Here is an 18873-nt window from a genome sequence, read left to right as displayed (position 1 = left end):
GTGCCGAGCAAACAGGAATCCCGCCAAAGCCCTGTCTTTAACGAACTCACAGGGAACTTATGGGGACAACCATCAAAAGTTAACGCTTTTTTAACTTTTCCGGCAAGCTGCAAAAATTGCAGCGCACAACAAATGATGCGGGTCCTACCAGCGCGCCGCCGTTGCCGTCGCCCATGACAGGAAGCTGGGCGGTTGCATTCGGCGGTGATTGCAGGCCTGACCGCTCAAGTCCTTGAATGATCGAGGGAGAAGCAGGGAAACGTCGACCGATTTATCCCTCGATCTCTTCGCGCAGCATCTCCAGTTCCAGCCACTCCTCTTCCATCCTGGTGATGGAAGCGCGCAGCTTTTCCAGTTCCGAGGCAAGCGTCGAGAAGCGGGCCGGGTTTTTCGTGAACAGATTGGGGTCGGCCATTTCCGTTTCGCGTTTGGCGATCTCGCCTTGCGCCTTTTCCATGTCCTTCGGCAGGTTTTCGAGCGCGAATTTCTGCTTGAAGGACAGCTTGCCCTTCCCGACCTTCGCGGCAGATGATGAACCGCCATTGTCTGAGGACCTGGCTTTTTCGGCCTTTTCGACCCGCTTCCTTTCCTCAGCCAAGCCCTTGCGCTGCGCCATCATGTCGGAATAGCCGCCGGCATATTCGATCCAGCGGCCGTCTGGCGCTTCCGGGTTGGCCGGCGCGATGGTCGAGGTGACGGTGCGATCGAGAAAGTCGCGATCATGACTGACGAGGATGACGGTGCCAGAGAAGCCGGCAACGACTTCCTGCAAAAGATCGAGCGTCTCGATGTCGAGGTCGTTGGTCGGCTCGTCGAGGATCAGGAGGTTGGTCGGGCGCGACAGGATGCGGGCGAGCATCAGCCGGGCGCGCTCGCCCCCCGAGAGGTTCTTGATCGGCGTGCGGGCCTGCTCCGGCTGGAACAGGAATTCCTTCATGTAGCCGGTGACATGGCGCTGCTCGCCATTGACGATCAGGTTCTCGCCGCGCCCGTCAGTCAGGTAATGCGCCAGCGTGTCCTCAAGGTTCAGGTCCTCGCGGCGCTGGTCGAGCGTGGCGATTTCGAGGTTGGTGCCAAGTTTGACGTTGCCACTGTCCGGTTCGATCTGACCCGTGAGCATCTTCAGAAGCGTCGTCTTGCCGGCGCCGTTCGGGCCGACCAGGCCGATGCAGTCGCCGCGATGCACCCGCATCGAAAAGGGGGCGACGATGGTGCGGTCGCCATAGGACTTGGTGATTTTTTCCGCCTCGATCACCAGCTTGCCGGATTCGCGCGCGTCGGAGACCGTCGCCTGAACCGAGCCTTGCGGACCGGAATGGCCGCGATGTTTGGCGCGCAGGTCCTGCAGCGCCCCGAGGCGGCGCATGTTGCGCTTGCGGCGCGCCGTGACGCCGTAGCGCAGCCAGTGTTCTTCGCGCTCGATTTCCTTGCCGAGCTTGTGCTGCTCCAGTTCTTCCTCTTCAAGCACCTTGTCGCGCCAGGCCTCGAAGAACGAAAAACCCTGGTTGAGGCGGCGTGACTGGCCGCGATCGAGCCAGACGGTGGCGGTCGAGACCTTTTCGAGGAAGCGCCGGTCGTGCGAAATCAGGATGAGAGCCGAGCGGCTTTTCTGCAGTTCGCCTTCCAGCCATTCGATGGTGGGAAGGTCGAGATGGTTGGTGGGCTCGTCCAGTAGCAGGATATCCGGCTCAGGCGCCATGACGCGGGCAAGAGCGGCGCGGCGCGCTTCACCGCCGGACAGCTGCGCCGGGTCTTCATCGCCGGTGAGACCCAGATGCTCCAGCAGATAGGCGACGCGGTAGGGATCGTCGCTAGGCCCAAGGCCGGCTTCCGCATAGGCGCGAACGGTGTCGAAGCCTTCGAAATCCGGAGCCTGGTGCAGATAGCGAATGGTCACGGACGGATGGCGGAAAACCTCGCCGGTCTGCGGCTCGGCAAGGCCGGCGGCAATCTTCATCAGCGTCGATTTGCCCGAGCCGTTGCGGCCGACGAGGCAGATGCGGTCGCCAGGCTCGACCTGCAGATTGGCGCCGGCAAGCAGCGGCGTGCCGCCGAAGGAGAGGAAGATATCGTCGAGTTTCAGAATAGGCGGCGCCACGGTCAGGCTCCCGAGAGGTCATAAGGGCGGGCAAGGACAATCGCCCGGCCTGAGGAAAGGGTGAAGCGGACGGTGCCTTCGGCGACGTTGGAAATGGTGCGCGAGGAACCGAACGGCAGATGGAAATCCTTGAGCGGAAAGCGGGCGCCTTCAATCGAGAGGCCGCTCAGCGTGTCGAGGCCGAGAATGGAAAACAGGCTGCCCTTCGGCAGGTCGATGTCGCGCCTGCCGGGAAGCAGCGGATAGGCCTCTTCCTCGCCGGAGGTGAGAAACACGTCGAGACCGTCCTTTGCCAGCTTGGCGGCGTAGAGCAGATGCATGAAGGCATGGTCGCTGCGCTCGCCGCCGAGCGCACCGGCAAATACCAGTCGTTTCGCCCCGCGCGCCAGTGCTTCCGCGGTGGCGATCTCACCGTCGGTCTCATTCTTGGCGGCTGGGTAGGGCTCGCGCACGATATCCGGCCAGTCGTCGATCAGCGCCTGCGTCGTGGAATCGAAATCGCCGACCCAGAGCTCCGGCGTCAGGCCGAGCGCCTTCGCATGCCGCATGCCACCATCGGCAGCGATGACGCGCGCGCCTTTCACGTGACCGGCCAGACGCTCCGTCGGCATCAGCGCGCCGCCCATCAATATCACGAAAGCCTGTTTGTTCATGGGGCAAGGCCATAGCTTAAACAGGGGCCGAAGGGGAAGAGGCGGGCGGGGTTTTGTTCGGGCGCTTCATCGCATGCGAGACAGGGACGCAGCCGCTGCGCGTGCCCCCTAGCCCTGCTTGCTCGACCTTGCCCTCACCCTAGCCCTCTCCCCGCAGGGCGGGGAGAGGGGATAATCGAGAGGGCGGCTTGACCTACCCGTCGCCCCGTCCGGCGTTTTCGCGATTTTGATGGATGCGCTCCATGCCGGCTACGAATTTGTCGAACAGGACGGCAAAGGCCGCGACGTCCTCTTCCGGCCAGTCGGCGAGGATGTTCTCGATCACGCCGCGTTTGACCGCCTGCACCTCGTGCATCAGCTTTTTGCCGGGGTCGGTCATGACGACGATGATGCGGCGGGCATCGGCCTGCGACGCCTCCCGCCGCAGGACGCCGCGTGCCACCATGTCGGCGACAATGCGGCTGGCGCGCGAGGGGTCGATCCGCATCAGCTCGGCGATCGTGCCGACCGTGACCTCGGCATCGGGCTCGGCTCGTCTGACGGCATCGAGAACGTCGAGATGCGAGATTTCCAGATCCGGAGCAACGTTGTCGATTGCCAGCCGCGCCAGGACGCGGCGGCCGATCAGGACCCGCCAGCGTGACATCGAGCGGCCGATCAAGGCGCGGCTTTCGCGCGCATCGTCGTCTGTGGCCACAGGGCTTTCGGCAAAATTCGTGTGCTTCATGGCGTAATCATAACAAACCCCAGGGCGTGCGGAAAGTGGGAAGATGACATTCGCATAAACATGCCGTTGACAATTATATGCTAACAGCACATAAATTGCCTACCGCAACTGGAACAATCCCATGGACATGCATGCCTCACCGGCGCCGCTCGTTTCGAGCCACGCGCTTCGCCTGACGCTTTTCTTCTTCCTGATGACCGCGCTGTTCATGGCGACGCTCGACAACCAGATCGTCGCGACGGCGCTGCCGACCATCGCCGCCGAATTCGGCGAGATGGAGCGGTTCGGCTGGATCGGATCGGCCTATCTGCTCGCCACCTGCGCGGTGATGCCACTCTACGGCAAGCTGGGCGACCTGTTCGGCCGCAAATACGTGATGCTTGCCGCGGTGGCGATCTTCACGCTGGGCTCGATCGCCTGCGGTCTGGCCGTGTCGATGAATACGCTGATCGCGGCCCGCGTGCTGCAGGGGCTCGGCGGCGGCGGCATCATGGTGTCGATCTTCTCGGTCACCGCCGACCTGTTCGAGCCGCGCGAGAGGGCCCGCTACCAGAGCTATTCGAGCCTGGTCCTGATGGCGTCGGGCGCCATCGGCCCGGTGCTTGGCGGCACGATGAGCGACCTGTTCGGCTGGCGGTCGATCTTCCTCGTCAATATCCCGATCGGGTTGATCGTGCTTACCGGCCTGTTCTTTTTCCTGCCCCATCGGCGGCCGACGCGCCTGCCGACGATCGACTATGCCGGTGCGCTTCTGCTTGCGGGCGCGGTCACCAGTGTCGTGCTTTTGGGGGACGGCGCCGAACTGTTCGGCTCGCTGTTTTCGCTTGGAAGTCTTGCCGTTATTGCCGCCGGCGTGCTCTGCGCGGTCGCCTGGGTGCTCGTCGAACGGCGTGCACCGGAGCCGGTCGTGCCGCTGACCCTGTTCCGCAGCCCGACCTTCAGCCTGATGCTGGTGATCTCGCTCATGAGCGGCGCCGTCGGCATCGGCATGGTCAATTATTTCGCGCTGTTCCTGCAGACGACAACGGGCCTGACGCCGTCGGTAGCCGGGCTGCTGTTCATCCTCCTGACCGGCGGCATCGTCGTCGGCTCGTTGACGGCGGGGCGGCTGATATCGCTCTTTGGCCGCTACAAGCCGTTTGCGATCGTGAGCGCCAGCCTGACGACCCTGGCCTTGCTGATGTTCACGCAGATTGAGCCTGGCACGCCGCTCTTCATCATCGGCGCCATCATGGCGCTGCACGGCATCGGCATCGGTTTCGGCCAGCAGGTGCCGGTCATCGGCGTGCAGAACGTGGTGTCGCGCGGCGATGTCGGCGCTGCCACGGGTGCCGTCACCCTGTCGCGCATGGCCGGCGCCTCGATCGCGATCTCGATCTACGGCGCGACGATCGCCGCCGGACTGACACGCGGCGCAGTCTCGATCCCCGGCGTCGAGGACATCGAAAAGCTGACGCCGCTGATGCTTTCGGCGCTGCCGGAGGCAACCCGCCGGCTTGTCGCCGAAAGCTATACGGCCGCCTTCCAGCCGCTGTTCCTAACGGCCGTCGGCATCACGCTCATCACGCTCGTCTCGGCGATCAGCCTCAAATCCGTCCGGCTGCCGCAAAAGCCGGCGGCTTGACTGGTCTGACCCCTCCCCCTTGTGGGGAGGGTCGGAGTGAAGCGGAGGGGAGCGGTTCTTTTGCGCCGAAAAGAAAGTCCCCTCCCAACCCCTCCCCACAAGGGGAAGAGGCTGGACCGCAAGCTCCATTCGTCCTCTTCCGAAAAGCCGCAAAGGAAAAGAACAATCCCCATCGAAGGGGCGTCGCATATGGATCGAAGGCACTTGCGACTTTTCCCTCTTCTCCCCGGCGGGGAGAAGTGCCGAGCGTATGCGAGGCGATGAGGGGGTTTTCTCGGCAATCTCGGTGCCTGCCGCCCCCTCATCCGGCGCTTTGCGCCACCTTCTCCCCACAGGGGAGAAGAGGGAGCGAGCCGCAAATCCATCGGCAATTGCCCTGCCCTTGAGGGGGAGATGTTACGAAGTCACAGCGGGGTGACGCCGCCCGGCCAGTCGGGGCAGTTGCCCGAACTCACCTCCCCTTGCCAAGCATTTCGCGCAAGTCTAAATCTCCTCCTGCTCTAACGGGGTGCCGTTCGTTCTTTTGAACGTTTGGCTGAGAGGCTTTCGAAAGCCAACCCGCGGAACCTGATCCGGTTTGCACCGGCGGAGGGATTAGACGGCACCTTTCAGCGCCCTATTCCCAGCACTTGGATTAAAGGAGGCGCCGATGCGCAAGACATTCATTCCATTTTTCGCAGCGATTGCTGCAATCGCCACATCGTTTTCCGCGGCCGCCGCCGACAAGACGCTGACCGTCTACACCTATGAAAGCTTCACCAGCGAATGGGGACCGGGGGCCAAGGTCGCTGAGGCCTTCGAAAAGACCTGCGACTGCAAGGTGGAGTATGTCAGCGTCGCCGACGGCGTCGAGCTTTTGACCCGGCTGAAGCTCGAGGGGCCGGCCTCCAAGGCCGATATCGTGCTCGGGCTCGACACCAATCTCGTCTCCGAAGCCAAGGCGACCGGCTTTTTCGCGCCGCACGGTGTCGATACGTCCGCCGTCAAGGTTCCCGGCGGCTTCTCCGACGATACGTTCGTTCCGTACGACTACGGCCATTTCGCCGTGATCTACGATACCGAGACGCTGAAGACGCCGCCGAAGAGCTTGAAGGAACTGGTGGAGGGCGATCCGAGCCAAAAGATCGTCATCGAGGACCCGCGCACCTCGACGCCGGGCCTCGGCCTGCTTCTGTGGGTGAAGTCGGTTTACGGCGACGAGGCCGGTACCGCCTGGGCCAAGCTCAAGGATCGCGTCCTGACGGTGACGCCCGGCTGGTCGGAGGCTTACGGCCTGTTCACCAAGGGCGAGGCGCCGATGGTGCTGTCCTATACCACCTCACCTGCCTATCACATGATCGCGGAAAGCACCGACCGCTATCAGGCAGCCTCGTTCTCGGAAGGTCACTACATCCAGATCGAAGTGGTTGGCATGACGAAGACTGCCAAGGACCCGGCGCTCGCCAAGGACTTCCTCTCCTTCGTCACCGGGCCGGAGTTCCAGTCGATCATCCCGACGACCAACTGGATGTTGCCGGTGGCCGCCACCAAGGAGCCGTTGCCGGAGGCCTTCGGCAAACTGGTCCATCCGGGAAAGACTTATCTGATGTCTTCCGACGAAGTTGCCGCCAACCGCAAGGCCTGGATCGACGAATGGCTCGCTGCCATGAGCAAGAACTGAGCTGCGATTGCCCGGCGGTCTCGAAAAGCGTCTGACAGTGGCCGCCGGGGCACTCTGCCTCGGCGGCGTCGTTCTGTTTGTCTGCCTCGCAGCCTATACGCTGCTTGCCTTCGATGAGCCAGGTGCAGTGGGGCAAGAGGGGCTCTTCGACGCCTATGTCTGGCGCGTAATGCGGTTTACGCTGCTGCAGGCCTTGCTTTCGACGTTTCTGTCGATCGTGCTTGCCATTCCCGTCGCGCGTGCCCTGGCGCGGCAACCGTCCTTTCCCGGACGTGTCTGGATCATCCGGTTGCTGGCGCTGCCGCTTGGCCTGCCGGCGCTGGTCGCCGCCTTGGGGCTGATCGGTATCTGGGGGCGGCAGGGATTGTTCAATAGGGCTTTTGCCTGGCTCGGCCTGGATCAGCCGATCAGCATTTACGGCCTGTCTGGCATCCTGCTGGCGCATGTGTTCTTCAATCTGCCGCTCGCCGCGCGGCTGATGATCGGCGGGCTGGAACGAATTCCCGGCGAATACTGGCTGGTCGGCGCCAATCTCGGCATGCGGCCGCTTTCAATCTTCCGCTTCATCGAGTGGCCGGCCATTCGTGGCCTGCTGCCCGGTATCGCCGGCCTCATCTTCATGCTCTGCGTCACCAGTTTCACCCTGGTGCTGACGCTCGGCGGCGGGCCGGCGGCGAGCACCATCGAGGTGGCGATCTATCAGGCACTGCGCTTCGATTTCGATCCGCCGCGCGCCATTGCCCTGTCGCTGCTGCAGATCGCCCTGACGGGGGCGTTGCTGCTGGCGATGCGTCTGTTGACGCCAAAGGTGGAGGAAGGTCATGGCAGCGGACGCGAGGTCAGGCGCTTCGACGGTCGCAATCTTTCGGGCAAGGCGGGCGACGGCCTGGCCATCGTGTTAGCCGTGCTGTTCCTTGCACTGCCGCTCGGCTCCGTCATCGCCTACGGTCTGCAGTCCGATCTCTGGAAGCTGATGGGCGATCCGATGGCGCAGCAGGCCCTTGTCACCAGCCTTGCCATTGCGGTTGTGTCAGGCACGCTCTGCGTCGCGGCGACGGCGCTGATGATCCGTTCGCGGCAGATCGCGCTCGCACCGAGACATCCACCGAAGCTCCATCGCGGATTTGCCGGCTTGATTTCGATGAGCGCGTCCCTGGTGCTGCTGGTGCCGCCCGTCGTTCTGGGGGCGGGGTGGTTCCTGCTTCTGCGACCGCTCGGCGATGTCGCCGCCCTTGCGCCGCTCCTCGTCATCCTGATCAACATGCTGATGGCGCTGCCCTTCGTCTACCGCGTGCTGGAGCCGGCCATGACCAGCCATTCGGTCCGCACCGGCAGGCTTGCCGCGAGCCTCGGGCTCGGTGGCTGGCACCGGCTGCGGTTTGTCGACTGGCCGGTCCTGCGCAAGCCGGTGCTGATGGCGCTGTCCTTTGCCTGCGCCCTGTCGCTCGGCGATCTCGGAGCGGTGGCGCTGTTCGGATCGCAGGATATGGTCACGCTGCCCTGGCTACTCTATAGCCGGATGGGCAGCTACCGTTCCACTGATGCGGCGGGGCTTGCGCTGTTTCTCGGCCTGGTCTGCATCCTGCTGACCATCGCCGGCACGCCATCTGCGGCGAAGGAGGGGAGCAAGAATGCCGCCGCGTGACACGGAGATTGCCATTCGCCTCGGCGGCGTGCGCCTGCAGTTGGACAAGACGCAGCTGCACTTCGATTGCGCGATCAGGAAAGGCGAGATCGTTGCCATCACCGGCGCCTCCGGTTCCGGCAAATCGACCCTCCTCAATATCGTCGCCGGTTTCGAGACCCCGGATTCGGGCGCGGTCGAGATCCTTGGCGAAAATGTCGCCCGCCGCGATCCGGCCAACCGGCCGGTCTCGGTCATCTTCCAGGAACACAACCTGTTTTCGCATCTCGATGTCGCCACCAATATCGCGCTCGGCATCGATCCGGCCCTGCGACTGGACGTGAAGGAGCGCGGAAAAATCGCGGCTGCGCTGATGCGCGTCGGACTCGAAGGCTTCGGCAAGCGGCTGCCACCGACGTTGTCCGGCGGAGAACGTCAGCGGGTGGCGCTCGCGCGCGCCTTGGTCCGGCACAAACCTGTCCTTCTTCTCGACGAGCCATTCGCGGCGCTCGATCCGGGCTTACGCTCGGGCATGATCAGCCTGCTCATCGATCTGCACAGGCAGGAGGGCAATACGATGTTGATCGTCACGCACCATCCGGACGACGTGCGGGCGCTGGCCGATAGCGTCATCTTCCTCGACGAGGGCCGTGTCCTGCTGCACGAATCCAAGGCGCAATTCCTTGACCATATCGATAGTCCCGCCATTGCGCGGTTTCTCGGAAAATGACGTCGCCTGCCATGACTGCCACAATTTGAACGTTGGCCTATGCGACGGCCAAGCGCGAAATCTCCGCGGCGCCATGCTCGCGTATCCGTTGCAGGGATATCACGGGGCAACTATTTCTATCGGCATATGCTAGGCACGCGTGGCGTGAATAGGCTACAGCAGTCCTATTGCTGCAATGGCTGCCTGACCTATGTACGCGGCTGTAAAGAATACCGAATTTTCGCGGCGCCGGACCGCGGAAATGTTTGCGGGGCTGGCCCGAAAGACTGGAAACGAGCTGAGGCATGAACAGAACGACAGGCACGGATCCGCAGTCTTCGGAGAAAAGCTCCGGCGTATCCTTGCGTGCTGCAAGCGCGCTCGCCGGTATGCTGCTGCTTGTCGGCTGCCAGTCGGTAATCGAACAGACCTATGAGCCGAAGGTCGCGCCGTCCTCGACGCCGCAGATCGTCGAGGAGGTGCAGAAGAACGACCCGCGCGCCCAGGTCGGCGCCCGCGAGCACCCGCGCATCGTCGCGAGCTATGGCGGCGAATACAAGGACGAAAGGACCGAACGTCTCGTTGCCCGGATCACCGGTGCGCTGACGGCGGTGTCGGAAAATCCGAACCAGTCCTACCGCATCACCATCCTGAATTCGCCTGCGATCAACGCCTTCGCGCTCCCCGGCGGCTATCTCTACGTCACCCGCGGCCTGTTGGCGCTTGCCGACGATGCGTCGGAAGTGGCAGCGGTGCTGTCCCACGAGATGGCGCACGTCACGGCCAATCACGGTATCGAGCGGCAGCAGCGCGAGGAGGCGGAGGTCATTGCCAGCCGCGTCGTCTCCGAAGTACTCTCCAGCGACCTCGCCGGCAAGCAGGCCCTGGCGCGCGGCAAGCTCAGGCTTGCGGCCTTCTCGCGAAACCAGGAACTGCAGGCCGACGTCATCGGCGTGCGCATGCTCGGCGAAGCCGGATACGATCCCTATTCCGCCGCCCGTTTCCTCGATGCGATGGCGGCCTATAGCCGGTTCTCCTCGGTCGATCCCGACAGCGACCAGAGCCTCGACTTCCTGTCGAGCCATCCGAGCGCGCCGCAGCGCGTCGATCTCGCCCGCCGCCATGCGCGGGCTTTCGGCGCGGAAGGAACGGTCGGCGACCGCGGCCGCGAGTATTATCTCGCCGGCATCGACGGGCTGCTCTATGGCGACAGCCCGCAGGAAGGCTACGTCCGCGGCCAGACGTTCCTGCACGGCAAGCTCGGCATTCGTTTCGATGTGCCGTCCGGCTTCCAGATCGACAACAAGGCGGAAGCCGTGCTGGCGACCGGACCGGGAGAAGTCGCCATCCGCTTCGATGGCGTTGCCGATACGCAGCGCCGCAGCTTGACCGACTATATCGCCAGCGGCTGGGTCACGGGCCTGCAGCCTGACACCATCCGGCCGATCACCATCAACGGGCTTGAGGCTGCGACCGCGCGCGCCTCGGCCGAGCGCTGGGATTTCGACGTCACGGTGATCCGCATCGATACGCAGATCTACCGTTTCCTGACGGCGGTGCCGAAGGGTGCGCCGAGCCTCGAGCCGATGGCCGAAGTCCTGCGAGCATCCTTCCGCCGCATGATGCCGCAGGAAGCGGCCGCGCTGAAGCCGCTGCGCATCCGCGTCGTCACGGCCAAGCCCGGCGATACGCTGGCGACGCTCTCGGCCCGGATGATGGGCACCGACCGCAAGCTCGATCTCTTCCGCCTGATCAACGCCATGCAGGTGACATCGACCGTCAAGCCGGGCGACAGGGTCAAGATCATCTCGGAGTAGGACCGCACGCGGAAAAACCGCCTCTCACCGGAAGCGGCGATCGATCGGATGGTGAGAGACCAAGCGCTTGGGCGAATTCGGCATTGAGCGCGAAAACGTGCCCGTGCACGGTACGCGCAGCGATAGATCGAGCGTCGAGACGGCGCCCCCGGTTATAATGGCTTCCCAGCCTTTCCCGCACCTTCGGTGGTTGGCGCTGGACGCGCTGATACCGCTCAATGCGGCAGCGTCGCCAGCACCGGTGCTTCGGCGACCAGCGCGATCCTCAGCTTCTCCAGTGCCCGGGTCTCGATCTGGCGGACTCGCTCCTTCGAGATGCCGAGATCGGCGCCGAGCTCTTCAAGGGTGGCGCTGTCTTCCGACAGGCGGCGGGCGCGGATGATCTTCATTTCCCGCTCGTTCAGCTGGCAAAGCGCGTGGCTGAGCCAGATGCGCCGCCGTTCCTGGTCGATCATCTCGGAGACCTGCTCGTCCGGCAGTGGCGCGTCACAGGCGAGAAGATCGAGCCGTTCGCCGCTGTCGGCATCGCCCGACGAGATCGGCGCCTGCAGCGAGGCATCATTGCTGGAGAGGCGCGCATCCATCGTCTGCACGTCGGCAATGCTGACGCCGAGTGCCGCGGCGATTTCCTCGTGCACGGCGCGCGCGGTCAGCTGCCGGTCGCCCTGAGCGAGCTTGGCGCGCAGGCGGCGCAGGTTGAAGAACAAGGCCTTTTGCGCCGAAGACGTGCCGCCGCGCACGATCGACCAGTTGCGCAGCACATAATCCTGCATCGAGGCGCGGATCCACCAGCTGGCATAGGTCGAGAAGCGGACCTCGCGGCTCGGCTCGAAGCGGGCGGCGGCTTCCAGCAGGCCGATATGGCCCTCCTGCACCAAGTCGCTCATCGGCAGGCCGAAATTGCGAAACTTCGACGCCATCGAGACCACCAGCCGCATATGGGCCATGGCGATCTTGTTTCGGGCTTCCTGATCGTTATGGTCTTTCCATGCCAGCGCCAGGGCATGCTCCTCGTCCCGTTCGAGATAGGGGGCCGCCATGGCGATCTTGATCATGCGCCTGTCTGCTGAGAGGTTTTTCATCGGCTACTCCATGAGGGGCACACGGGGTGTGCCGCTGAACGATAAGTCGATCGTATTTCGGGATTTCCGCTGCCTAAGCTTGACCAGCATTCGAACCGCCCTACTTCCCTGCCTAGAAGCCGAGGCCGGAAGAGAGGGCCGCGGGTAGCAGTCCCGTTCCACGCGCAGGTCAGGACTGAACATGTCCCAACGCGCGGGGAGCGAATAAGTTCCATGCTGCACTGCCGTATTTTGCGGCCGCGCGCATTTTTCCGGCGGCCACGACAATGTCGGCCCACGCGACGACCGGGACCGCGACGACCGGGACGCTGTCTCTAGTCACAACTTCGGCACGGCGCTTGCCGCCGGCCTGTCGGCGAAGCGGTCAGCCCGACGCTAAAGAAGGCCCGCTTTGCGCGGCCGCGCGTCCCTCATTGATTCCAACATTGATTCCAACGCAGACAGGCGCTATTTAGACGTCTCGTGGTGATTTGGCCGGCCGGCTTGCAGCCACGTTAAATAAATCGCTAAAGGGCCGTGCATGCGCAAGCAGGCGGGCCGGTAGCGATCTTGTCGTTGCCGGTTTTTTTGTTCCGCTTGTCCTGACCCGAGTTTTGCCCATGCCCATCAAGATACCCGATACGCTGCCCGCCTTCGAAACCCTCGTCAAAGAGGGCGTGCGGGTCATGACCGAAACCGCGGCGATCCGTCAGGACATCCGCCCGCTGCAGATCGGGCTCCTGAACCTCATGCCGAACAAGATCAAGACCGAGGTGCAGATGGCACGCCTCGTCGGCGCCACGCCGCTGCAGGTCGAGTTTTCGCTGATCCGGCTGGGCGGCCACAAGGCGAAGAACACACCGGAAGACCATCTGCTCGCCTTCTATGACACCTGGGACGAGATCAAGCACCGCAAGTTCGACGGTCTCATCATCACCGGCGCGCCTGTGGAGATGCTGAACTATGAGGACGTGACCTATTGGCAGGAGATGCAGCAGATCCTCGACTGGACGCATACCAACGTTCATTCGACGCTCAACATCTGCTGGGGCGCCATGGCGGCGATCTACCATTTCCACCGGGTGCCGAAATACACGCTGAAGGAAAAGGCCTTCGGCGTCTACCGCCACCACAATCTCAACCCGGCCTCGGTCTATCTCAACGGCTTTTCCGACGATTTCCAGATTCCGGTGTCGCGCTGGACCGAAGTGCGCCGCGCCGACATCGAAAAGGTGCCGGGGCTCGAGATATTGATGGAATCCGACGAGATGGGCGTCTGTTTCGTGCATGAGAAGACGGGCAACCGCCTCTACGTCTTCAATCATGTCGAATATGATTCGACCTCGCTGTCGGACGAATATTTCCGCGACGTGAACGCCGGCGTGCCGATCAAGATGCCGCACAACCATTTCCCGCACAACGACCCGTCACTGCCGCCGCAGAACCGCTGGCGCAGCCACGCGCACCTGTTGTTCTGCAACTGGATCAACGATATCTACCAGACAACGCCGTATGATCTCGCCGATATCGGCAAGGACAGGACATGACGGCAAGCCTGGTGATCGGGCCGCTCGAACGCGCCGGCGGCGCCTCTGGAAGGCCTGTCTGGCCTTGTACGAAACCGCCTGCCGGCGCTTGCGTGTGCCCGCTTTCAGTACCGGCAATCCACCCGTGAATTGTATGACTTTTCGGTTGCCGCCCTGCTCGAAATGACGCAGTTTGCCGCCGGGAAAAGTGGAGGAAGAATAGCCGTGCAGACAGAAACTGAAATCTTCGGCCATCTGCCGACTGGCGAACCGGTTCAACGCCTGACCATCCGCGGCGGCGGGCTGACCGTAAATATCCTCACCTGGGGCTCGGTCATCCAGGACCTGCGCCTCGACGGACACGCAGCACCGCTGGTTCTCGGCTTCGAGAGTTTTCAGGACTACCTCGATCACTCCCCCTATTTCGGCGCGACGCCGGGCCGCAACGCTAACCGCATCGGCGGCGGCCGCTTTGCAATTGACGGCACCGCCTACCAGCTCGAATGCAATGAGAAGGGCGTGACCCATCTGCACGGCGGCAGCGACGGCATCGCCAAGCGTCTCTGGACCATCGTCGAAAAAGCCGAAGATCGGGTCGTGCTCACGATCGTCGATCCTGATGGCCGCGCCGGCTATCCCGGCAATTGCACCGTCACCTGCACCTATAGAGTAAGTTACGGCGGCGTCCTCAATGTCATCTACGAGAGCACGACCGACCGCGCCACGATCTGCAATGTCTGCCAGCACAGCTATTTCAATCTCGACGGCGCCGCCGACGCACTCGGCCACGACGCAATGATCGCCGCCAATCACTATCTGCCGACGGATGCGCTGCAGGTGCCGACCGGTGAAATCGCGAGCGTCGAGGGCACCGCCTTCGACCTGCGGTCAATGACGCCGCTGCGCCGCCAGATGGAAGGCGACAAGATCGCCTACGACCACAATTTCTGTCTGGCCGACGCCCGCGGCCCCAAGCAGTCGGTCGCCCTGGTGCGCAGCATCAATTCCGGCGTTTCGCTGGAGGTCCGTACCACTGAGCCCGGCGTGCAGTTCTACACCGGCTTCAAGATGAATGTCCCGGTCCCCGGCCTCGAAGGCCGCCGCTACGGCCCCTTCGCCGGCTTCTGCCTGGAAACGCAGATCTGGCCGGACGCGGTCAACCATGCGAATTTCCCGCAAGCCGTGCTGCGGCCCGGCGAGACACTGCGGCAGGAAACAGACTACGTCTTTACCAGAAGCTGACATCCTGCTCAGATACGGCTTCAATGGCCAGCTCGCGGCGCGTTCCTCTTTGACGCGGCTGCGGGTAAGCTCAGCCGCGGAGGAGTGGAAACGATGACGGGAAGAGAAAAGATCGCATTGGTGACCGGCGGCGGCACCGGCATCGGCCGTGCCATTGCCGAGGCGCTGCTGGACCACGGCTTCACCGTCGTCATTTCCGGCCGCCGCTCCGACGTTCTGCAAGCGACCGCAATAGACATGGCCACGCATACCACCGGCACGGTCAGGGCATTCGCTGCCGATGTCGGCGATCCGCAATCGGTCGCCACCTTGTTTCAGACCATCCGCCACGATTTCGGCCGCCTCGACCTGCTCGTCAACAATGCCGGCATGAGCCTGCCCGCCGTACCGATGGAGGACATCACCTTCGAGCAGTGGAGCGCCATCGTCGCCGCAAACCTGACCGGCGCCTTCCTCTGCACCCAGCAGGCGATGAAGCTGATGAAGGCGCAGACGCCGCGGGGCGGCCGCATCATCAACAACGGCTCGATCTCCGCCTCGACGCCACGCCCGTTCTCGGCGCCCTATACCGCGACGAAGCACGCCATCACCGGCCTTACCAAATCGACAGCCCTTGACGGTCGCGCCTTCGACATCGCCTGCGGCCAGATCGACATCGGCAACGCCTCGACCGAAATGACTGCCGGCATGAGCGGCGGTGTGCTACAGGCCAATGGCGAAACCGCCAGCGAACCGACCATCCCCACCAAACTCGTCGCCGACGCCATCGTCTACATGGCGAGCCTGCCGCTTGACGCCAACGTACTGACGATGACGGTGATGGCGACGAAGATGCCGTATGTGGGACGGGGGTAAAGACAAGAAATCAATGCCTTCCGAATATCAACATATAGAAGGTAAAAACTGAAATGCACACAATGTTGATTTTTCAGAATTTGCTTTCCTATAAGCCGTAGACTCACTTTATAGAAAACGCCCGTCCAGCTATAATCTGGCTACGAAGCTTATACCGAGGCAACATGAAGCGTTCTGATTTCATTTCGCCAGACACAGGAACATTTGTTCCCACTATCGAACAAAACGTTGCGTTCGTGCCCGCACCTTTTGCCACCCGCATTTGATCTTGCCGCCGTTGCCATTTCCGTGGGCGAGGCTTTGCAGATGCTCGGAGGCTGAACCCTATGCGGTACCAGCGGTACCGTACGACACACCAGTAACATTGATTTCTAGGAGAAAAATGGAGCGGGTGAAGCGATTCGAACGCTCGACCCCAACCTTGGCAAGGTTGTGCTCTACCCCTGAGCTACACCCGCTCATTGTCGACGGCCTGGGGTAGTCGGTGGCCGAAGGTCGCTGCGTTGCGGCGACGGGCGCTATATGGCCCAGCCGTTTTCCAAATGCAACAGGGAAATGACGGCTTGTGGAAGAAATTTTTGCCGGCATGTCGCAAGCCCCTGAAAACAGGGCGTTTTGCAGCCTTCCCAATTACAACGATTGCGCTTGTCTGGCCTTCGCCGTAAATGATGACCGCCATTTTTCAAGCCGAAGGAACCCCGTCATGAGTGAAGTGCCGCCGAAGACGCAGGATGAATTGTTCGAGTTTCTGGACAGCCTCGGCATTGCGCACACGACCAAGCGGCACGAGCCCGTCTTTACCGTCGCCGAATCGGTCGCGCTGCGCGACGAGATCCCCGGCGGACATACAAAAAACCTGTTCGTGAAGGACAAGAAGGACAATTATTTCCTCTTGACCGTCGAAGAGAACGCGACCGTCGATCTGAAGACTGTGCACACCATCATCGGCGGCGCCAGCAAGGTTTCTTTCGGCCGGCCGGAGAAGCTGATGGAATATCTGGGCGTCATTCCCGGCGCCGTCACAGCCTTCGGCGTAATCAACGACACCGAGAGACAAGTGAAGATCATCGTCGACGAGGAACTGATGAAGGACGAGATCGTCAATTGCCATCCGCTCGCCAACGATGCGACGACTTCGATCGCCCCCAGGGATCTGCTGCGCTTTATCGAGGCGACGGGACATGAACCGCTTGTCTTGAAAGTGACGTCCTGACATACGATCTTTGACGGGATAACCGAGCAGTGACGGGCAGACGGACGAAGACGTTCGCGAGGAGACATGGATGAGCGGCAGCGACAACCCCTATGCAGGATCCTATGGCAACCAGATGACCGCGACGGCGAGCTACGGCGGCGCGGCGGCCAAGGCTCCCGCAGCGGCACCTGCCGGCGACCTGATCAAGGATACGACCACCGCCAACTTCCCCCGCGACGTGCTAGAGGCCTCGCGCCAGCAGCCGGTTCTCGTCGATTTCTGGGCCCCCTGGTGCGGTCCCTGCAAGCAGTTGACGCCGGTCATCGAAAAGGTCGTCACCGAGGCTCAGGGCCGCGTCAAGCTCGTCAAGATGAACATCGACGATCATCCGTCGATCGCCGGTCAGCTTGGCATCCAGTCGATCCCCGCCGTCATCGCCTTTTCCGGTGGCCGTCCGGTCGATGGCTTCATGGGAGCGGTGCCTGAAAGCCAGATCCGCCAATTCATCGACAAGATCGCCGGTCCCGTGGTCGATGACCGGGCAGCCGAGATCGAGGCGGCGCTGACCGAGGCAAAGACGCTGCTCGACCAGGGCGACCTTCAGAGCGCCGCCGGCCTTTTCGGCGCGGTGCTGCAGGCAGATCCGGAAAATGCCGCGGCGCTGGCAGGCCTTGCCAATTCCCTGATCGCCGCCGGCGACTTTGAGCAGGCGCGCGATGTCTTGTCCAATCTGTCCGAGGCGCTCACCAAGGATGCCGGCATCATTGCCGTGTTGAAAAAACTTGACCAGATCGAGGAAGCCCGCAAGCTCGGCGATCCCGATGAACTGGAGCAACTGCTCGCTGCCGATCCGGACGATCACGCCGCGCGTATCAAGCTTGCCAAGATCCGCAATGTCGAGGGCGACCGCGCGGCGGCTGCCGATCACCTCCTGAAGGTGATGAAGCGCGACCGGGCCTTTGAGGACGACGGCGCCCGGCGCGAGTTGCTGCAGTTCTTCGACGTCTGGGGTCCGATGGACCCGGCGACACTCTCCGCACGACGGAAACTGTCGTCGATCCTTTTCTCGTGACAGCTTTGTGACGCGCTCTCTTGAGATTTCAGGCGGGCGCACCATTTCTTGTCCATAGGCGGCGGCCCAGGCGGCGGCGCCACCGCAATCACCAAGAAAGCGCCTGACAGCGACGGGGTATGGTCGGAAATGCAAGTGGGAAATGCACGTTATCTGAGGCCTCAGGACCTGCCGGATACGCTTCCGGTATTTCCGCTGACGGGCGTGCTTTTGCTTCCCGGCTCGCAATTGCCGCTGAACATTTTCGAGCCGCGCTACCTTGCCATGTTCGACGATGCGCTGGCCGGAAACCGCCTGATCGGCATGGTCCAGCCCTCCTTCGGCGAATCGCGCGAGGAAGCCGGGCAGGCGCATGTGCAGGCGCTTTGCCAGGTCGGCTGCGTCGGCCGGATCACCTCCTTCGCCGAAATGGAGGACGGCCGCTACCTGACGTCTCTGACCGGCATCTGTCGCTTCCGCCTGTTCGACGAACAGCATCCGACGAAGGGTTATCGCAATTTCCACATCGCCCCTTTCGCCACCGATCTCAACGGCCCGGACGATGAGGCGCAGGTCGACCGGGAAGCCCTGCTGGCCGCCTTCCGGGCCTATCTCGACGCCAACAAGCTGGAGGCGGACTGGGAAAGCGTCGAGCGGGCGAGCAATGCGACGCTGGTCAACTCAATGGCGATGATGTCGCCCTACGGCCCGGCCGAGAAACAGGCGTTGCTGGAAGCTCCCGATCTCAAGACCCGCGCCGAAACATTGATCGCCATCACCGAAATCGTGCTTGCCCGCAGTTTCGGCGATATCGAAAATATTCTGCAGTAGGCGCAAATGATGGAAGACAGGACCAGCCGCGTGGACCCGAAACTGCTTGAACTTCTCGTCTGCCCGCTGACCAAGGGCCGCCTCAGCTATAACGCTGCCGACAATGAACTGATCTCGGAAAAGGCAAAGCTCGCCTATCCGATCCGCGACGGCATACCGATCATGCTGATCTCCGAGGCGCGCGAGATCGAAGATTGACC

16 protein-coding genes, 1 tRNA gene and 2 riboswitches are annotated in these 18873 nt (G+C 62.6%); of the genes, 12 read left to right on the top strand and 5 right to left on the bottom strand.

What is annotated here, in order from left to right:
* Window positions 1-271: 271 nt before the first annotated feature.
* The 3 genes from ACSQ2Z_RS02705 to ACSQ2Z_RS02695 all read right to left on the bottom strand — a co-directional run bounded on the left by ACSQ2Z_RS02705 (window position 272) and on the right by ACSQ2Z_RS02695 (window position 3478).
* On the bottom strand, window positions 272-2098 hold the full coding sequence (locus tag ACSQ2Z_RS02705; RefSeq protein WP_436079792.1) for an ABC-F family ATP-binding cassette domain-containing protein: 1827 nt from the start codon (window positions 2096-2098) through the stop codon (window positions 272-274).
* 2 nt (window positions 2099-2100) lie between these two features.
* The gene (locus tag ACSQ2Z_RS02700; protein WP_436079791.1) at window positions 2101-2751 is read right to left on the bottom strand and encodes a thiamine diphosphokinase; all 651 of its coding nucleotides are present in this window, start codon (window positions 2749-2751) and stop codon (window positions 2101-2103) included.
* A 193-nt stretch (window positions 2752-2944) separates the two neighbouring features.
* Window positions 2945-3478, bottom strand: a complete 534-nt coding sequence (locus ACSQ2Z_RS02695) for a MarR family winged helix-turn-helix transcriptional regulator (protein WP_436079790.1) — start codon at window positions 3476-3478, stop codon at window positions 2945-2947.
* A gap of 121 nt (window positions 3479-3599) precedes the next feature.
* Here ACSQ2Z_RS02695 and ACSQ2Z_RS02690 point away from each other — a divergent pair, with 121 nt between their 5' ends.
* From ACSQ2Z_RS02690 to ACSQ2Z_RS02670, 5 genes are all read left to right on the top strand, one after another.
* Window positions 3600-5102: an MDR family MFS transporter gene (locus ACSQ2Z_RS02690; RefSeq protein ID WP_436079789.1), complete on the top strand. Its 1503-nt coding sequence runs from the start codon at window positions 3600-3602 to the stop codon at window positions 5100-5102.
* A 494-nt stretch (window positions 5103-5596) separates the two neighbouring features.
* Window positions 5597-5713: riboswitch (TPP riboswitch) on the top strand.
* A 38-nt stretch (window positions 5714-5751) separates the two neighbouring features.
* Window positions 5752-6762 (top strand): thiamine ABC transporter substrate binding subunit, encoded by a 1011-nt coding sequence (gene thiB / locus ACSQ2Z_RS02685; RefSeq protein WP_436079788.1) that lies wholly within the window; start codon window positions 5752-5754, stop codon window positions 6760-6762.
* Window positions 6763-6793: 31 nt separating this feature from the next.
* Complete coding sequence (gene thiP / locus ACSQ2Z_RS02680) at window positions 6794-8407, top strand: thiamine/thiamine pyrophosphate ABC transporter permease ThiP (RefSeq protein WP_436082952.1); 1614 nt, start codon at window positions 6794-6796, stop codon at window positions 8405-8407.
* Entirely contained in the window at window positions 8394-9116 is a 723-nt protein-coding gene (gene thiQ / locus ACSQ2Z_RS02675; RefSeq protein ID WP_436079787.1) for a thiamine ABC transporter ATP-binding protein, read from the top strand. Before thiP ends, thiQ begins: the two co-directional genes overlap by 14 nt.
* A gap of 284 nt (window positions 9117-9400) precedes the next feature.
* Window positions 9401-10912, top strand: coding sequence for a M48 family metalloprotease (locus ACSQ2Z_RS02670; RefSeq protein WP_436079786.1), 1512 nt, complete (start codon window positions 9401-9403; stop codon window positions 10910-10912).
* A 215-nt stretch (window positions 10913-11127) separates the two neighbouring features.
* Here ACSQ2Z_RS02670 and ACSQ2Z_RS02665 read toward each other — a convergent pair whose 3' ends face one another.
* Window positions 11128-11994 carry an RNA polymerase factor sigma-32 gene (locus ACSQ2Z_RS02665; protein WP_436079785.1) on the bottom strand — a complete coding sequence of 289 codons (867 nt, stop codon included), beginning with the start codon at window positions 11992-11994 and terminating at the stop codon, window positions 11128-11130.
* Window positions 11995-12446: 452 nt separating this feature from the next.
* A riboswitch (SAM riboswitch) is annotated at window positions 12447-12524 on the top strand.
* A gap of 69 nt (window positions 12525-12593) precedes the next feature.
* Between ACSQ2Z_RS02665 and metA the strand changes: the two genes are divergently transcribed.
* The 3 genes from metA (at window position 12594) to ACSQ2Z_RS02650 (ending at window position 15596) form a co-directional block, all read left to right on the top strand.
* A complete protein-coding gene (metA, locus tag ACSQ2Z_RS02660) occupies window positions 12594-13520 on the top strand; it encodes a homoserine O-acetyltransferase MetA (RefSeq protein WP_436079784.1) in 927 nt (308 codons plus the stop codon).
* A 204-nt stretch (window positions 13521-13724) separates the two neighbouring features.
* Window positions 13725-14741, top strand: coding sequence for an aldose epimerase family protein (locus tag ACSQ2Z_RS02655; protein ID WP_436079783.1), 1017 nt, complete (start codon window positions 13725-13727; stop codon window positions 14739-14741).
* A gap of 93 nt (window positions 14742-14834) precedes the next feature.
* The gene (locus ACSQ2Z_RS02650; RefSeq protein ID WP_436079782.1) at window positions 14835-15596 is read left to right on the top strand and encodes an SDR family oxidoreductase; all 762 of its coding nucleotides are present in this window, start codon (window positions 14835-14837) and stop codon (window positions 15594-15596) included.
* 383 nt (window positions 15597-15979) lie between these two features.
* On the opposite strand, the gene ACSQ2Z_RS02645 is transcribed toward ACSQ2Z_RS02650, so the two are convergent.
* Window positions 15980-16054: transfer RNA gene (locus ACSQ2Z_RS02645), tRNA-Gly, on the bottom strand.
* A 245-nt stretch (window positions 16055-16299) separates the two neighbouring features.
* On the opposite strand from ACSQ2Z_RS02645, the gene ACSQ2Z_RS02640 reads away from it, so the two are divergent.
* The 4 genes from ACSQ2Z_RS02640 (at window position 16300) to ACSQ2Z_RS02625 (ending at window position 18871) form a co-directional block, all read left to right on the top strand.
* On the top strand, window positions 16300-16809 hold the full coding sequence (locus ACSQ2Z_RS02640; protein WP_436079781.1) for a prolyl-tRNA synthetase associated domain-containing protein: 510 nt from the start codon (window positions 16300-16302) through the stop codon (window positions 16807-16809).
* Between the two features lie 70 nt (window positions 16810-16879).
* Complete coding sequence (gene trxA / locus ACSQ2Z_RS02635; RefSeq protein ID WP_436079780.1) at window positions 16880-17863, top strand: thioredoxin; 984 nt, start codon at window positions 16880-16882, stop codon at window positions 17861-17863.
* Window positions 17864-17992: 129 nt separating this feature from the next.
* Complete coding sequence (locus ACSQ2Z_RS02630) at window positions 17993-18673, top strand: LON peptidase substrate-binding domain-containing protein (RefSeq protein WP_436079779.1); 681 nt, start codon at window positions 17993-17995, stop codon at window positions 18671-18673.
* Window positions 18674-18682: 9 nt separating this feature from the next.
* Window positions 18683-18871, top strand: a complete 189-nt coding sequence (locus ACSQ2Z_RS02625; RefSeq protein ID WP_436079778.1) for a Trm112 family protein — start codon at window positions 18683-18685, stop codon at window positions 18869-18871.
* The last annotated feature ends 2 nt before the right edge of the window (window positions 18872-18873 follow it).

This window comes from Pararhizobium sp. LjRoot235, assembly GCF_964254145.1.
GTDB lineage: Bacteria > Pseudomonadota > Alphaproteobacteria > Rhizobiales > Rhizobiaceae > Pararhizobium.
Note: the sequence above shows the minus strand (reverse complement) of the source record. Positions and strands in the feature narration are given on the sequence as shown.

Excerpts from the sequence above, each read along its gene's own strand:
- ACSQ2Z_RS02700 (WP_436079791.1), bottom strand. The coding sequence starts at position 2,751 with ATGAACAAACAGGCTTTCGTGATATTGATGGGCGGCGCGCTGATGCCG.
- ACSQ2Z_RS02695 (WP_436079790.1), bottom strand. The coding sequence starts at position 3,478 with ATGAAGCACACGAATTTTGCCGAAAGCCCTGTGGCCACAGACGACGAT.
- ACSQ2Z_RS02690 (WP_436079789.1), top strand. The coding sequence starts at position 3,600 with ATGGACATGCATGCCTCACCGGCGCCGCTCGTTTCGAGCCACGCGCTT.
- thiB (WP_436079788.1), top strand. The coding sequence starts at position 5,752 with ATGCGCAAGACATTCATTCCATTTTTCGCAGCGATTGCTGCAATCGCC.
- thiQ (WP_436079787.1), top strand. The coding sequence starts at position 8,394 with ATGCCGCCGCGTGACACGGAGATTGCCATTCGCCTCGGCGGCGTGCGC.
- ACSQ2Z_RS02670 (WP_436079786.1), top strand. The coding sequence starts at position 9,401 with ATGAACAGAACGACAGGCACGGATCCGCAGTCTTCGGAGAAAAGCTCC.
- ACSQ2Z_RS02665 (WP_436079785.1), bottom strand. The coding sequence starts at position 11,994 with ATGAAAAACCTCTCAGCAGACAGGCGCATGATCAAGATCGCCATGGCG.
- metA (WP_436079784.1), top strand. The coding sequence starts at position 12,594 with ATGCCCATCAAGATACCCGATACGCTGCCCGCCTTCGAAACCCTCGTC.
- ACSQ2Z_RS02650 (WP_436079782.1), top strand. The coding sequence starts at position 14,835 with ATGACGGGAAGAGAAAAGATCGCATTGGTGACCGGCGGCGGCACCGGC.
- ACSQ2Z_RS02640 (WP_436079781.1), top strand. The coding sequence starts at position 16,300 with ATGAGTGAAGTGCCGCCGAAGACGCAGGATGAATTGTTCGAGTTTCTG.
- trxA (WP_436079780.1), top strand. The coding sequence starts at position 16,880 with ATGAGCGGCAGCGACAACCCCTATGCAGGATCCTATGGCAACCAGATG.
- ACSQ2Z_RS02630 (WP_436079779.1), top strand. The coding sequence starts at position 17,993 with ATGCAAGTGGGAAATGCACGTTATCTGAGGCCTCAGGACCTGCCGGAT.
- ACSQ2Z_RS02625 (WP_436079778.1), top strand. The coding sequence starts at position 18,683 with ATGGAAGACAGGACCAGCCGCGTGGACCCGAAACTGCTTGAACTTCTC.